Raw genomic sequence first — 13,867 nt, 5'->3', positions numbered from 1 at the left:
ATTGGATTTTTTATGGTATAATAGATCTTACGGAGTAAATCCTTACTATTATACTTGGGGTGCATTTATGTCACGAAGAGCTTTTATAAGATGGCTGCTTGCAATCGGGGCTGCATTGGTTGGAATAAGTGCTTTTTTTAGTCAAATGGTAAAAAAGAGGTTTATGGCGGAAGATCAGCCAGTCGTATCATCTGCTTCACCCGAGCCCGCTCAAGCTGTGGCGCAGCCTTCGGCCGAACCGTTGCCGACAGGTCCGCTAATGTCCTATTTTATATTAAGCGATCTTCATGTCACCGTAGGTGATCCGCTAACCGTGAAGAAATTGAGGCAAGCGCTTGATGACATTACACATTTCGACGGTCCCGTTGACGCCATTATGTTAACTGGTGATTTAACCGATACAGGAACGGAACGAGATTATAAGGAGCTGCGTACCATTGTAAGTGAGTATAAACTTCCTCCCGTTCATGCGAATATGGGGAACCACGACTATTACACGATATGGATCAATAAAGCGAATAGCTGGGATCAAGCGGCCGTTCCGAACGGTAAGAGCGATGAAGTCAGCCGGGAGCAATTCAAAAAGTTTTTTGGCTACAAGACGCTTTATAATGATTTTACGACGAAAGGTCACTCCATTCTGCTGCTTTCCCAAGAGGCCTATATCCAGGAGAAGCCGGAAGTCGGTGAAGGCGCATGGTATTCCGATGAGCAGTTGGCCTGGTTCAAGGAGCGGGTTAAAGCCCTGTATCAACCAGGCAGACCTTTGTTCGTTATGACACATCAACCGCTGCCGCCGAATGGGACAGATGGGGGATCTCACCAATTAATCCGCGCAATCCAATTCCGCGAAACGCTGAAGCCCTATAAGAATGTGTTCGTCTTCTGTGGACACCGACATCAAGATTTCCAGAATGGGACCCCGCATTATGTGCAGGAAACATTCCATTATTTCCATAATGCCTCGGTCGGCAGAACGCTGAACCGTGCATATCAACAGGAAGCTAAGAATAAAGCTCAGGGTATTTATGTCCAAGTATTTGCCGATAAGGTCGTCGTACGCGGAAGAGAGTTCAGCAATCGTACGTTCCTGGATGAGGCGAACTGGAGTATCAATTTGCAGAAAGCCCAAGCTTAATCAATATGCAGCACCTAGAAGTATCTAGCAATATCCATGTAAAAGAAGAAGGGAATTAAACTAACAAATGACTACGCAACTCACAAAGCTTCTCGAAACGGAAGTCGCTAAGCGGCGCACGTTCGCGATTATTTCTCACCCGGATGCGGGGAAAACAACACTGACCGAGAAACTGCTGTTATTCGGAGGCGCGATTCGCTTAGCCGGAACGGTCAAAGGGCGCAAAGCCAGCAAGCATGCAACATCGGACTGGATGGAAATTGAAAAGCAACGTGGAATTTCCGTTACATCCAGCGTAATGCAATTCGACTATGAAGGGCACCGGGTTAACATTCTGGATACACCTGGTCACCAAGACTTCAGTGAGGATACGTACCGGACGCTGACAGCAGCGGATAGCGCCGTGATGTTGATTGACGTGGCCAAAGGGGTCGAGACACAGACCAAGAAATTATTCCAGGTTTGCCGGATGCGCGGTATTCCGATCTTTACGTTTATTAACAAATTGGACCGCGAAGGCCGTGATCCATTCGAGCTTCTCGAAGAGCTGGAGGAAGTGCTCGGCATTCGATCCTATCCGATGAACTGGCCGATTGGGTCAGGCAAACAGTTCTGCGGCGTCTACGATCGCGGTAAGTCGCAGCTGGAACTATACAATGGCGAGGATCACAAAGATATTGAAGTTCGCAAGGTGGATGGCGTGGAAGATCCGCTGGTCCGCCAAATTGCCGGTGAATTCCTGCATCAGCAGCTGCGCAATGACATTGAACTTCTGGACGTCGCGGGCGATCCTTTTGATATGGAAAAAGTGTTAAAGGGCGAGCTTACCCCCGTATTCTTCGGAAGTGCCGTGAACAATTTCGGAGTGCAGACGTTCCTGGAAAACTTCCTGCAGCTGGCACCAAAGCCAGAGCCGCGCAACAGCACGGTAGGTGTAATCGAACCTACCAAAGAGAAGTTCTCGGGCTACGTTTTCAAAATTCAAGCGAATATGAACCCAGCTCACCGCGACCGCGTTGCTTTCCTTCGCATTGTGTCCGGCAAATTCGAGCGCGGCATGTCGGTTAAGCATGTCCGTATGGGCAAAGATATCAAGCTGGCTCAACCTCAGCAATTTCTAGCGCAAGACCGCGATATCGTGGAACAGGCATTCCCCGGCGATATCATTGGCTTGTTTGATCCAGGTATTTTCCGAATTGGAGATTCCCTGAGCGAAGGGGAAGCCATTGTTTTCGACGAGCTTCCAACGTTCTCTCCAGAGCTTTTCAGCAAAGTTTCGATCAAAAATGCACTGAAGCAAAAGCAGTTCCTCAAGGGCATCGATCAGTTGACGGAAGAAGGCATGATTCAAGTCTTCACGACGATCGGTTTCGAAGATATGATTCTTGGCGTCGTCGGCCAACTACAGTTCGAGGTGCTTGAGCACCGGATGAGATCGGAATATGGTGTAGATATTCTGCTGCAGCGTCAGAACTACCAGTTCGCTCGCTGGATTATCGATGATAAAATCGATCCGGGCAAGTTCCGTATTAACTCCCAACTTGTTAAGGATAAAAAAGGGAATTACGTCGGGCTATTCGAGAGCGAATACGCATTAAGATCCTCCATGGAAAAGAACCCGAATGCGAAGTTTTTAACGAGTGCTCCATAAGACTATAAATAACCCGAAGAGGCTGTGCGCCAGAGTAAAATCTGGTGTGCGGTCTCTTCTTTTTTGGTTGCCGATGGACGGTTTGCTTCATACAATAAGTACGGGTTACGAATACAGGGCGCGCAGGAAACCACCTTAACTATTTCGATTTCGAAGTGCTCGGCAGAGTTAAGGCCGACTTCTATAGGCTGAAGCAGGAGGAAAGACATGAGAAAAATGTTAAAGAAACGGACCAAGGTTAGATACCCCAGATATGTCATGAGCAAGATTGGCAAAACCAGGGCGGTAGAGGCCACAGCAGCTCTAAGGGAAAATGTGCCGACGACGAAATGGATGACAGCAGAGACACTGAAACAAATGCTGGTTCAGCATAAAATGGTCTATATTAAGCCCAATGTAGGTATGTTCGGAAATGGCGTGATTCGCGTGGAAATGTCAGACGGCGAGGGAGAAATCATGCCGTATTCGTATCAGCTTGGGGTTAATTTGAGAAGATTTAAAACATTTGAAGACATGTATGCCTCCATCAAGAAGAAAACGGGAAAAGCACCTTATCTGGTTCAGAAAGGGATTCACCTGCTGAAATATAAAGGGAACCGCTTCGACCTCAGAATTATGGTGCAGCAAACACCTCTGCGCGATTGGGAAACAACCGGCGTCATTGGCAGAGTGGCACATCCGAGTAAAATTGTAACGAATTTTCACAATGGGGGAACGCTGAAGTCGGTAGAAACACTTTTGCACAGCTATTTGCCTGCCGGTGAGCGGGATGACTATGTCAAGAAGCTGCATGTGCTTGGGAAACGCGTTGCTAAAGCAATTAATACAAAATACCGGGGAGTTAAGGAAATCGGTGTTGATGTTGCTCTGGATAAAGACCTGCATCCATGGATTCTAGAGGTCAATACGAGTCCAGATCCTTACATTTTCCGCAGACTAAGGGATAAGCGTATATTTGCGAAAATGCGGAGGTACGCCAAAGCATACGGCCGGTTATGAGATCATAACCGGTCTGTTGTCATATCGATGAAAGCTTTGCTCGATTTCGTAAACGGAAACCGGCGGACTTAAGAGATAACCTTGGATGGTCGTGCAGGTGGTTTCTCGCAATATTTCAAGCTGGCTCAATTCTTCTACACCTTCAGCTACCACTTGCACGTTAAGGGCGTGACCAAGATGAATAATGGCGTTGGTTATCGCTAGATCATCTTTATTGCTATGTATATTTTTAACGAAGGAGCGGTCTATTTTCAAACAGTGAATGGGAAAATGCTTCAGATAATTCAGTGAGGAGTAACCGATTCCGAAATCATCGATTGAGATAGAGATTCCTTTGTTGCAGAGCTTCTCTAACACCGCTATGGTGTTCTCCATGTTTTGCATAATCGAGCTTTCTGTAATTTCGAACTCCAGATAAGCAGGATCAATGCCGGTCTGTTCAATGATACGAATGGCTTTATCCGAAAAGTTCTCGTCCTGGAACTGGCATGGCGAGATGTTGACAGCAACCTGATAGTCTAAAATACCCGCGTCTAGCCATCTCATTTTCTGGAGGCAAGCCTCACGGAGCACCCATTCACCAAGAGGCAGAATCAAACCGCTCTCTTCTGCCAGCGGAATGAATTCGTTAGGTGGAATCATGCCTAGCTTGGGATGGTTCCATCGCACCAAAGCTTCCAGACAACTAATTTTGCCGGTAGAGAGTTCAAGGCGTGGCTGGTAGTATAAAATGAGCTGGTTGTCTAAAATAGCCTTGCGCAGCTCGGTTTCCATTTCCATGGAGCTCGTCTGTTGAGGCGAAAGCATGGAATGGTAGGTGACAAGCTTATTTTTGCCAGTTTGTTTGGCGGATAGAAGTGCTTGGTCAGCTTGCTTCAACGCTTGTTCTGCCGTTGCTGGCGTTAACTCCACGGCACTCATGCCCATACTGACGTTAATGTAACATTCATGTTCCTGAATCATAAACGACTGTTCAAAAAGCTGTTGTACCTGCAAAAGACTTTGGGACAACTGTTCCTGATGGTGTGCGTGTATAACGAGCGCAAATTCATCATCCCCGGATCGCATGGCAAGACTGCAATTAGGAAGGGCACGCAGTCGATGAGCGACTTCGGCTAACAGAAGATCACCGGATGTATATCCGAGTGAGAAATTGATATGTCGAAACCGGTCAATATCCAAGGTAAGAATAGTTTGAATTTGTGCATCGCGCATAGCTCTGCTATGGCGTTTAACCGCTTTTTTGATCAAAATTAAAAGGTGACTTCGAGTCACTTTTTTCGTACTCCGCCGAGTTGATGAGGCCAAGTGAAGAAGGCGCTGGGCTACATTCATTGTGATCACTCTTCCCACATCATAGTTGTCCATGTAACCTTAATCATAAAACGAAAGACAAGGAATAGGCAATATAATAAATTAGATCATTTTACAGAAATTAGTCGTTTTTTGTTAGTTTTATTCGTTGGAAATGGGCGTTGGTGTCGAAATGTGAGAAGAATATTTTTTGGCTGTGATGTATTGACAAAAAGTACCCTTGAATGAGAAAATGTACGCGTGTACATAAACGATTTCAGTAATGAATAATGGAGGCTTCTACATGGTGACTAGAAAAGAGGTTGCTGAATTAGCCGGTGTATCCGAAGCGACTGTTTCCCGTGTATTCAATGGGCTCGGGCCCATGAAGCCTGCTACCAAGGCGCGTGTTCTGGAAGCGGCTAGCCAGCTGAATTATCATCCGAATGCGATTGCGCAAAGCTTTGCACGAAGACGCAGCGGAAATCTCGGTGTGGTGCTTCCTTATATGCCTAAGGTGCATCTGTTCTCAGCGTATTATTTTGCAGAAATCTTAAGCGGGATCGGCGAGCAAGTAAGGGAGCAGGGTTACGACTTGCTTCTATCGTTGCTCAAGCCGGATGAAAGCTTGGACTACGCAAGGCTCTACCGATCGCAGAAAGTGGATGCTTGTGTCATTCTGGGCGCAAGAGATACACCGGACCAGCGAGAATCGCTTCAACAGCTGCAGGAGCAGGGGCACCCCTTCTGTTTGGTGAATCAGCATTTTGAGGGTTTAGCCTTTCACGAAGTGGATGCCGATCATGTCGATGGCAGTTATCAGGCTGTTCGCCATTTGCAGGAGGAGGGCTACAAGAAGATTGCCTTCTTGAACGGCTCGCCGGAGTACTCCAATTCGGGGGACAGACTTCAAGGCTATCTGAAAGCCATGTACGATGCAGGGCTTGAGACGCCACACGAGATGCTGCTTGAAGGCAATTACAGCCGGAAAAGCGGTTATGAAGCAGCGGAGAAGCTATGGGCACAGCGGGAGCAGGTGGAAGCGGTATTTGCCGCCAATGATCGCATGGCTATCGGCCTGATGCAAGGACTCCGGGAAAAAGGTTGGGTGGCAGGTCGCGATTTTGCCGTTGTGGGCTGCGACGACTCTGATGCCGCCAAACTGAGCGACCCACCGCTCAGCAGTATTAATGTGCCCTTTTATGAGATGGGAAAAGAAGCGGCACGAGGTGTATTGGCTCGCGTTATGCAGGGGGAAAGTGTGAATTCTCCCAATGTTAAGCTGCCAACTGAGCTCATCATCCGCCAGTCATCTAAGAGCAGTTCGCTTATATAAGGATAGAACGATTAACCACTTAAGGAGGTTTTCAATGTTATGAAATCATTCAATATTGGTATGGTCGGTTATAAGTTTATGGGCAAGGCGCACAGCCATGCTTATAAGGATTTGCACATGTTCTTCCCGCAGACGGCGGTGCCGAACATGAAGCTCATCTGCGGTCGCGATGAGAACGGTGTCAAAACCGCTGCCGAGCAGTTCGGCTGGGATGGTTACGTCACCGACTGGCGCGAGCTGGTCACGCATCCCGAGATCGACATCGTCGATATCAATGCTCCCAGCGACGCGCACAAGGAAATCGCGCTTGCAGCAGCCAAAGCCGGCAAGCACCTGTTCTGTGAGAAGCCGCTGGCGCTGACCCTTGCGGATGCAAGGGAGATGCTGGAGGCGGCTGAAACCGCTGGGGTGAAGCACATGGTCGGCTTCAACTATCGGTTTGCTCCTGCGGTGCAGCTCGCGAAGAAGCTGGTCGAGAGCGGTCGACTCGGCGAGATCTATCACTTCCGCGCGTGGTTCCTGCAGGACTGGATCGTAGATCCGACATTCCCGCTGGTGTGGCGCTTGCAGAAGGAAATTGCCGGCTCTGGCTCGCATGGTGACTTGGGCGCGCATCTGATCGATCTGGCGCATTTCCTGGTTGGCGATATGACAGAAGTCATCGGTATGAGCGAGACGTTCGTGAAGGAGCGTCCACTGCCGAGCTCCATGACGGGACTTAGCGCCAAAGGCAGCAAGGATGCGCCGCATGGACCGGTCACCGTGGATGACGCGACGCTGTTTATGGCTCGTTTCGCGAATGGGGCGCTGGGCAGCTTCGAGGCAACGCGGTTTGCAGCCGGTCACCGGTGTACGAATTCTTTTGAAATTAACGGCAGTAAAGGCAGTGTGAAGTTTGATTTCGAGCGCTTGAATGAGCTGCAGGTATATTTTACAAGTGATGATGAGGATGTTCAGGGGTTCCGCCGTGTTCTGGCAACGGATGCGCCTCACGCTTATATGGATGCTTGGTGGCCGGCTGGACACACCATCGGATATGAGCACACGTTCGTGCACGAGGTTGTGGAGCTTATGAATGCGCTTACGGAAGATCGTCAGCCGGTTCCGAATTTTGTGGATGGCGTGAAGTGTCAAGAGGTGCTGGAAGCCGTGGATCAATCCATTGAGCAGCGCCGTTGGGTGAAAATTAGCGAGGTTTAAGCGTTCGTAATCAGAAGCGGAGAGGAGCTTGAGCAAAATGAGTAAACAAGCATTGATTGTCTGGGGTGGCTGGGATGGTCATCAACCTGAGGAAGTGGCTGGGATTTTTGCGGGGGTATTGCGCGAAGAAGGGTATGGCGTGGAGGTATCCGATACGCTGGACAGCTTTAAGGATGAGGAACGCTTGAAAAGCATTGATCTCGTTGTGCCCGTATGGACGATGGGGAAAATTGAGAAAGAGCAATTGGCGCCTTTACTTGCCGCAGTGAAAGAAGGCGGAACCGGGATTGCCGGCTGCCACGGCGGGATGGGGGATTCCTTCCGGAATGAAGTCGAATACCAATACATGGTCGGCGGTCAATGGGTCGCTCATCCGGGCAATGACGGTGTTACCTACACGGTACGGATCAAAGATCGCCAGCATTCTCTGACAGAGGGAATGAACGATTTCGTCGTCGTCTCTGAAAAATATTACATGCATGTCGACCCTGCTATTCAGGTTCATGCTGTGACAGATTTCGGCGATGTGGAGATGCCTGTGGTGTGGACCAAAACCTATGGCGAAGGCAAAGTGTACTATAACTCGCTTGGCCATCAAGCGAATATTGTGCGGATGCCGGAAACACTTGAACTTATGCGCCGCGGCTTGCTGTGGGCGACACGATAACGAAGAGGAGGAGCGAAAAAGATGAGTAAAATGAAAGTTGGTATTATTGGTTGCGGAAATATTAGTGCTGCTTATATGAAGAATATTCCTAACTTTGAGCATTTGGAGCTGCTCGCTTGCGCGGATATCGATTTGGGGAGAGCGAAGGCGCGGGCGGAGGAATTTAATATTCCTAACGCGTATTCGGTTCAGGAGCTTTTGAATGATTCGAATATTGACATTGTCATCAATCTGACGATTCCGGCTGCACACGCTGAAGTATGTATTCAGGTATTGGAAGCGGGCAAGCACGTTTATGTGGAAAAGCCGCTAGCGGTTACGCGCGAAGAGGGATTGCGCATTCTGGAGGTAGCTCGCCGTCAAGGATTGTTGGTCGGCAGCGCGCCGGATACATTCCTAGGCGGAGGTATTCAGACATGCGTGAAGCTGATCAATGACGGTTGGATCGGCACACCGATTGCAGCAACGGCCTTCATGATGGGTAAAGGCCACGAGCATTGGCATCCGGACCCTGAGTTTTACTATGCTAAAGGCGGCGGCCCTATGTTCGATATGGGTCCTTATTATCTTACAGCATTAGTAGCTTTGCTAGGACCTATTCGCCGTGTAACAGGCTCGACAGGCATCAGCTTCCCGGAGCGTACAATTAAGAGCGAGAAAAAACGCGGACAGAAGATCACAGTTGAAACACCAACGCATATTGCGGGTGTGCTTGATTTCCATAGCGGCGCCATTGCTACGCTGGTTACAAGCTTTGATATTATGGGCGGCACGCAGCTGCCGAACATTGAAATCTATGGCAGCCATGGCTCTTTGCGCGTACCGGATCCTAATACTTTTGGCGGTCAGGTGATGATTCGTAAAAATGGTTCCGACTGGGAGCCGATTCCATTATCCCATGGCTACAAAGAAAACAGCCGCGGATTGGGTGTTGCGGCAATGGCGCAAGCGCTCATCAGCGGTGAGAGTGAAGCGCACCGTGCGAATGGCGAGCTGGCGTACCACGTTCTGGAGGCTATGCATGGCTTCCACGACGCAGCGAGCGAAGGGAAACATTATGTGATGCAGAGCAGCTGTGAAAGACCGGCACCTTTGTCACCGAACACTGTGCTGTAGCAATTATCAATTATACAATATCCTCCTCTTGGATTAGAGGGGGATTTTTTCTGTTTAATGCAGGGGGAAGGCAAACTACCGTTAAGTTCGGTGGCAAGGAAAGGAATAGCGGTAGAAACTCAAGCTAAATGATTGAATTTGAATGAAACATAGCGGATATGGAGGAATTAGAGGTAGAAAATCCAGTTAATTAGGTGAAGATGGATATATTGTGGGAATAAGCAGCTAAGGGATTGCATGAAGCAGCCCCCTAGCCGATGGTAGGGATTTGAGGTCAAGGGAGATGCCCTTTTAAGGTTTCAACGAGTTCATTTTGGATATTGGCTTCACTATGCTGCCATATGATTTCGAAAAGCACACCTAGCCCGGGCAATACCCTTTCTTCCCCGCCAATCGAATCTTCAATAATTTCTTGAAGTTCGTCATTGGATTTATTTTGGACTCTCTGGACGATGGCCTGTCTTAATGTAATATTCATTCGTTCGTGGACCTCGCTTCCCTTTCGTTATCGATACTAATATGCACAAGTTGACGGTGGTTCATCCTCCACCTTCGCCTCTTTCCGCGCACAGTGCGTTTACAGATCGCAAGTATGTTATAATTTAAAATCATATTGGGAATTTGGAGGAAACGCCAACCTATGAGAAAACAATTTGCCATTATTGGAATGGGAAGATTCGGGTCCAGCATTGCCAGAACGTTGTCACAATTAGGTTTTGAAGTCATGGCCATTGATTCTCGTGAAGAGACTGTGCAAGAGATCTCATCGATCGTCACGCACGCCGTACAAGCGGATTCAACGGATGAAGAAGCGCTCCGGGCTCTGGGAATACGCAATTTTGACGTTGTCGTAGTCGCCATTGGGGAGGATATTCAAGCCAGTATTTTGACCACATTAATTCTCAAAGAAATGGGAATACCTACGGTGGTTGTGAAAGCAGTGAATGACTTGCATGGGAAGGTGCTTAAGAAAATCGGCGCTGACAAGGTTGTTTATCCAGAGAGGGATATGGGACAGCGTGTGGCGCATCACTTGATCTCATCTAATATTGTTGATTACATAGAATTGTCCTCAGACCACAGCATTGTGGAGATTCAAGCCTCTCGTCAAATGATTGGCAAAAATCTAAAAGAACTTGATATTAGGGCCAAATACGGCTGTAATGTGATAGCGATTAAACAGAATGACAAGCTGATTATTCCGCCAAGCGCGGAGGAAAAGCTGCGATCTGATGATATTTTGGTTGTCGTTGGAAAAAATTCGGATCTTCAAACGTTTGAAGTGACTTTTGCAGAGTAGGTAGAGGAAATGACACATACGGAAATTATGTCTGTTCAAAACGCCCGCGTGAAAGAATGGGCACAGCTTTTGGAGCGCAAGGGTAGGGACAAGCAAGGGAAATACATCATCGAGGGTCATCATCTTGTGGAAGAAGCGCTGCGTGCGGGGGCCTCTGTCGAAACCGTTATTTTTAGCCTGGAAAAAGGTTTACCGGACAGTCTGGCTGTTCTGTCATCACCAGGTGCGGTAGAATGGGTCGGCGTGAGCCAAGCCGTTCTGGAGAAATGCACGGACACACAGACGCCGCAGGGCGTGCTGGCTATTGTTGCTCGGCCGCAGCTGGGCATGGACGAGCTGCTCGCTGGCGAGCATGATCTTGTTGTGGTCTTGGACGGCGTCCAGGACCCGGGCAACCTCGGCACCATCATCCGCAGCGCGGATGCGGTCGGTGCCAAAGCGGTTGTGCTCGGCCGCGGCACGGTCGATCTGTATAATCCCAAGACGATCCGCTCGACGATGGGATCGATGTATCATCTGCCGATTGTGGAGGCAGATCTGGGGCTCCTGCTGCCGCGTGCGCGTGAGCGCGGCGTGCGGCTCGTGACCACGAGCCTGCAGGCGCAGAGCTCGTGTTACGACACGGACCTGCGGCAGCCGACGTGGCTGATTCTCGGCAACGAGGGCCGGGGCGTGTCGCCGGAGGTTGCTGCGCTGTCGGATGTGCAGGTCATCATTCCGATGCAGGGGAAGGCGGAGTCGCTGAATGTGGCCATGGCGGCTACGGTGCTGTTGTTTGAGGCCTCGCGGCAGCGGTTGATGTAGCTCATGGGCATTCATAGCCGCCACCACCGCAAATAATAAACGATAAGGCACTCTCAGAATTTTGAGGGTGCCTTTTTCTGAGCGGTTCCTCCCTGGCCAACGACGGGAACTACTGGGCTCTATTTCGCATGGGCTGAATTTGATAATAATAGCGGCGTTAAGTTCCTCAAGGGTGTATCGTTCCTTGACCAACTTAACGCTAGCATAGATTACCCATCCGCTAATTGTCTCAAATCAAGAACGCACGAAAGGCGTTAGCTCCAACAGCTTTTGTATGAACATTTGAACAGCCATTGAGGAAGAATTATCTTTATTTTGAATAAACCAGAAATCACGTTCTGTTAGCTTGGGATTGAGAGGGATAGCTGTAATCTCTCCAGCTTCCAACTCTTTGCGAACAATCCAGCGTGACAGAATGGACATTCCCAAGCCCGCAGCAACAGCTTCTTTGACTCCTTGGCTGCTGGTAAAGACATATGACCGTTTAACGCGCAAGTCGTTCGTATGAATGAACTTATCGCTATAAGACCGAGTGCCGGAGCCATGTTCCCTGAGAACCCAGGTGCAATCATGGAGCATATCCGGTTTCACGGTCTTTTTGGCGCATAATGGATGATCCGGAGATGCTATGAGCAGCATTTCATCTTTCATATAAGTTGTAATTTGAATCCCATTCTGTGATACTTCTCCCTCAACTAAACCTAGATCAAGTTTGTTGGCTTTCAGCGCTAAGGCAATCTCTTCCGTATTTGCAATTGTCAAAGACAAATCGACCTCTGGAAACTGATTGGCAAAATTAGCAAGCAGCCGCGGCAAAATATATTCACCAATTGTAAAACTAGCTCCAATTTGAATAGATCCTGTTACTTTTTGATGGAGTAAATGGATGTCTTGTTTTCCTTGTTCGTAAAGAGAAAGTATTTGTTTAGCTTGCCGATAGAGTATCTCTCCTGCGTCTGTAAGAACAACATGTTTTGGTGATCGATGCATAAGTTTGGCATTGAATTCGTTTTCCAGGTTGCGAATTTGTAAGGACACGGCTGGCTGGGACAAGTTTAACAATTCTCCGGCTCTAGAGAAATTATTTTGCTCTGCTACCGTAACAAACACACGAAGTGCATCCACAATCATTTCCATACCCCCTAGAACTATATTGTACAAATTCTTCGGAAGGGCTACAACTTAATCATAAGTTTTTCTCATGATAAAGATTGGTTATTGATATTTCACTTATTATTCGAGTGGCCTTATAGTGAAAGAGGTAAAGGACAACGAAGTTTTTAACTTAAAGGAAAGGGTGAGGACGATGGAAATCTTATATGCCTTACCAATGAAGAAAAAGGGGCAAGAGTTCGTGCAAGGAATTAGCATAACTTTCGTTCTTGCAGTCGTTGCAAAGTATCTAGGGGGCTTTCCGTTTCTCAGTATTATGGGCCAACTTGTGATAGCGATACTGCTTGGTATGCTTTACAGAAGTGTTATTGGAGTTCCGCAGCAAGCAATAAAAGGGATCTCTTTCTCAAGCAAAACGCTTTTACGCTACGGCATCATCTTGTTGGGGATGAGATTGAATTTGATCGATATCGTTCACGCTGGTCCTAAAGTTTTGGCTATTGCAGTCATTAATATCGTTTTTACGATTTGTGTTGTTTATGGTTTAGCGAAGTTGTTTAAGGTGGAAAACCGCTTAGGCATTTTGACAGCCTGTGGCACAGCTATTTGCGGGGCTGCTGCAGTTGTAGCGATATCTCCGCAAATTAAGGCGAATGATAATGAGACAGCTATTGGAGCCGCGACTGTTGCTATTCTGGGCACCATTTTCACACTACTCTATACGATTCTATATCCGATCCTAGGCTTAACAGCAAAAGGGTATGGTATCTTCTCTGGGGCAACCCTTCACGAAATCGCGCATGTCATCGCAGCGGCGGCTCCCGGAGGTAAAGATGCCGTTGATCTGGCTGTCATTGTGAAATTAACACGAGTAGCTCTGTTGGTACCAGTGGCCATCGTGCTTGGGGTCTGGACGAACCGCACTGAGCGTAAGAAAAATACGGTCGTCCAAAAAGCTAACTGGAGATCCATTCCGATTCCATGGTTTATTCTAGGGTTCCTTGTTATGAGTGGAATAAATACATTAGGCATCGTGCCAACTGGTTTTACCAATCAAATCATTCTTCTTGCCTATTTCCTGATTGCGATGGCTATGGCTGGTCTTGGGCTTAATGTTGATTTGGCCACGTTCCGACGCTTGGGGATGAAGTCGTTTGCTGCTGGCTTTATAGGGTCGGTATTACTTTCAATTCTAGGCTATCTTCTGATTGATCTGTTTGGATTAAAGTAACTTGGATTACTGGTGATAC

The 13,867-nt window shown here is 48.1% G+C and carries 13 protein-coding genes; 10 read left to right on the top strand and 3 right to left on the bottom strand.

Annotation, left to right across the window (positions count from 1 at the left end):
* Positions 1–67: 67 nt before the first annotated feature.
* The 3 genes from AC3WTJ_RS27880 to AC3WTJ_RS27870 all read left to right on the top strand — a co-directional run bounded on the left by AC3WTJ_RS27880 (position 68) and on the right by AC3WTJ_RS27870 (position 3,788).
* Positions 68–1,138: a metallophosphoesterase family protein gene (locus AC3WTJ_RS27880; protein WP_492524557.1), complete on the top strand. Its 1,071-nt coding sequence runs from the start codon at positions 68–70 to the stop codon at positions 1,136–1,138.
* A gap of 67 nt (positions 1,139–1,205) precedes the next feature.
* On the top strand, positions 1,206–2,789 hold the full coding sequence (locus AC3WTJ_RS27875; RefSeq protein WP_157319721.1) for a peptide chain release factor 3: 1,584 nt from the start codon (positions 1,206–1,208) through the stop codon (positions 2,787–2,789).
* Positions 2,790–2,996: 207 nt separating this feature from the next.
* Positions 2,997–3,788 carry a YheC/YheD family protein gene (locus AC3WTJ_RS27870; protein WP_492524556.1) on the top strand — a complete coding sequence of 264 codons (792 nt, stop codon included), beginning with the start codon at positions 2,997–2,999 and terminating at the stop codon, positions 3,786–3,788.
* Here AC3WTJ_RS27870 and AC3WTJ_RS27865 read toward each other — a convergent pair.
* The gene (locus tag AC3WTJ_RS27865) at positions 3,783–5,063 is read right to left on the bottom strand and encodes a putative bifunctional diguanylate cyclase/phosphodiesterase (protein WP_492524555.1); all 1,281 of its coding nucleotides are present in this window, start codon (positions 5,061–5,063) and stop codon (positions 3,783–3,785) included. The genes AC3WTJ_RS27870 and AC3WTJ_RS27865 overlap by 6 nt on opposite strands.
* 322 nt (positions 5,064–5,385) lie before the next feature.
* Here AC3WTJ_RS27865 and AC3WTJ_RS27860 point away from each other — a divergent pair, with 322 nt between their 5' ends.
* Genes AC3WTJ_RS27860 through AC3WTJ_RS27845 form a run of 4 tightly spaced genes read left to right on the top strand, consistent with a single transcriptional unit; the run spans position 5,386 to position 9,400 of the window.
* Positions 5,386–6,417, top strand: coding sequence for a LacI family DNA-binding transcriptional regulator (locus tag AC3WTJ_RS27860; protein ID WP_407870886.1), 1,032 nt, complete (start codon positions 5,386–5,388; stop codon positions 6,415–6,417).
* 39 nt (positions 6,418–6,456) lie between these two features.
* The gene (locus tag AC3WTJ_RS27855) at positions 6,457–7,617 is read left to right on the top strand and encodes a Gfo/Idh/MocA family protein (protein ID WP_407870887.1); all 1,161 of its coding nucleotides are present in this window, start codon (positions 6,457–6,459) and stop codon (positions 7,615–7,617) included.
* A 37-nt stretch (positions 7,618–7,654) separates the two neighbouring features.
* On the top strand, positions 7,655–8,284 hold the full coding sequence (locus AC3WTJ_RS27850; RefSeq protein WP_492524554.1) for a ThuA domain-containing protein: 630 nt from the start codon (positions 7,655–7,657) through the stop codon (positions 8,282–8,284).
* A 21-nt stretch (positions 8,285–8,305) separates the two neighbouring features.
* Positions 8,306–9,400, top strand: a complete 1,095-nt coding sequence (locus tag AC3WTJ_RS27845) for a Gfo/Idh/MocA family protein (protein WP_492524553.1) — start codon at positions 8,306–8,308, stop codon at positions 9,398–9,400.
* A gap of 274 nt (positions 9,401–9,674) precedes the next feature.
* Here the strand turns inward: AC3WTJ_RS27845 and sspI are convergent, their stop codons facing one another.
* Positions 9,675–9,878 (bottom strand): small acid-soluble spore protein SspI, encoded by a 204-nt coding sequence (sspI, locus tag AC3WTJ_RS27840; protein WP_127453137.1) that lies wholly within the window; start codon positions 9,876–9,878, stop codon positions 9,675–9,677.
* Between the two features lie 162 nt (positions 9,879–10,040).
* Between sspI and AC3WTJ_RS27835 the strand changes: the two genes are divergently transcribed.
* On the top strand, positions 10,041–10,700 hold the full coding sequence (locus AC3WTJ_RS27835) for a potassium channel family protein (RefSeq protein WP_407870890.1): 660 nt from the start codon (positions 10,041–10,043) through the stop codon (positions 10,698–10,700).
* 9 nt (positions 10,701–10,709) lie between these two features.
* Entirely contained in the window at positions 10,710–11,504 is a 795-nt protein-coding gene (locus AC3WTJ_RS27830) for a TrmH family RNA methyltransferase (RefSeq protein ID WP_492524552.1), read from the top strand.
* 234 nt (positions 11,505–11,738) lie between these two features.
* On the opposite strand, the gene AC3WTJ_RS27825 is transcribed toward AC3WTJ_RS27830, so the two are convergent.
* Positions 11,739–12,635, bottom strand: coding sequence for a LysR family transcriptional regulator (locus tag AC3WTJ_RS27825; protein ID WP_492524551.1), 897 nt, complete (start codon positions 12,633–12,635; stop codon positions 11,739–11,741).
* Positions 12,636–12,810: 175 nt separating this feature from the next.
* On the opposite strand from AC3WTJ_RS27825, the gene AC3WTJ_RS27820 reads away from it, so the two are divergent.
* On the top strand, positions 12,811–13,848 hold the full coding sequence (locus AC3WTJ_RS27820) for a YeiH family protein (RefSeq protein WP_492524550.1): 1,038 nt from the start codon (positions 12,811–12,813) through the stop codon (positions 13,846–13,848).
* The last annotated feature ends 19 nt before the right edge of the window (positions 13,849–13,867 follow it).

It is taken from the genome of Paenibacillus sp. FW101-FHT12H11, from assembly GCF_058790355.1.
The sequence above is the reverse complement of the archived record's forward strand: the minus strand, read 5'-3'. Positions and strand labels throughout refer to the sequence as shown.

Bases quoted from the DNA above. Each gene is read 5' to 3' on its own strand.
- AC3WTJ_RS27825 (WP_492524551.1), bottom strand. From the start codon at position 12,635: ATGATTGTGGATGCACTTCGTGTGTTTGTTACGGTAGCAGAGCAAAAT.
- AC3WTJ_RS27880 (WP_492524557.1), top strand. From the start codon at position 68: ATGTCACGAAGAGCTTTTATAAGATGGCTGCTTGCAATCGGGGCTGCA.
- AC3WTJ_RS27850 (WP_492524554.1), top strand. From the start codon at position 7,655: ATGAGTAAACAAGCATTGATTGTCTGGGGTGGCTGGGATGGTCATCAA.
- AC3WTJ_RS27855 (WP_407870887.1), top strand. From the start codon at position 6,457: ATGAAATCATTCAATATTGGTATGGTCGGTTATAAGTTTATGGGCAAG.
- AC3WTJ_RS27875 (WP_157319721.1), top strand. From the start codon at position 1,206: ATGACTACGCAACTCACAAAGCTTCTCGAAACGGAAGTCGCTAAGCGG.
- AC3WTJ_RS27835 (WP_407870890.1), top strand. From the start codon at position 10,041: ATGAGAAAACAATTTGCCATTATTGGAATGGGAAGATTCGGGTCCAGC.
- AC3WTJ_RS27820 (WP_492524550.1), top strand. From the start codon at position 12,811: ATGGAAATCTTATATGCCTTACCAATGAAGAAAAAGGGGCAAGAGTTC.
- AC3WTJ_RS27870 (WP_492524556.1), top strand. From the start codon at position 2,997: ATGAGAAAAATGTTAAAGAAACGGACCAAGGTTAGATACCCCAGATAT.
- sspI (WP_127453137.1), bottom strand. From the start codon at position 9,878: ATGAATATTACATTAAGACAGGCCATCGTCCAGAGAGTCCAAAATAAA.
- AC3WTJ_RS27860 (WP_407870886.1), top strand. From the start codon at position 5,386: ATGGTGACTAGAAAAGAGGTTGCTGAATTAGCCGGTGTATCCGAAGCG.
- AC3WTJ_RS27845 (WP_492524553.1), top strand. From the start codon at position 8,306: ATGAGTAAAATGAAAGTTGGTATTATTGGTTGCGGAAATATTAGTGCT.
- AC3WTJ_RS27830 (WP_492524552.1), top strand. From the start codon at position 10,710: ATGACACATACGGAAATTATGTCTGTTCAAAACGCCCGCGTGAAAGAA.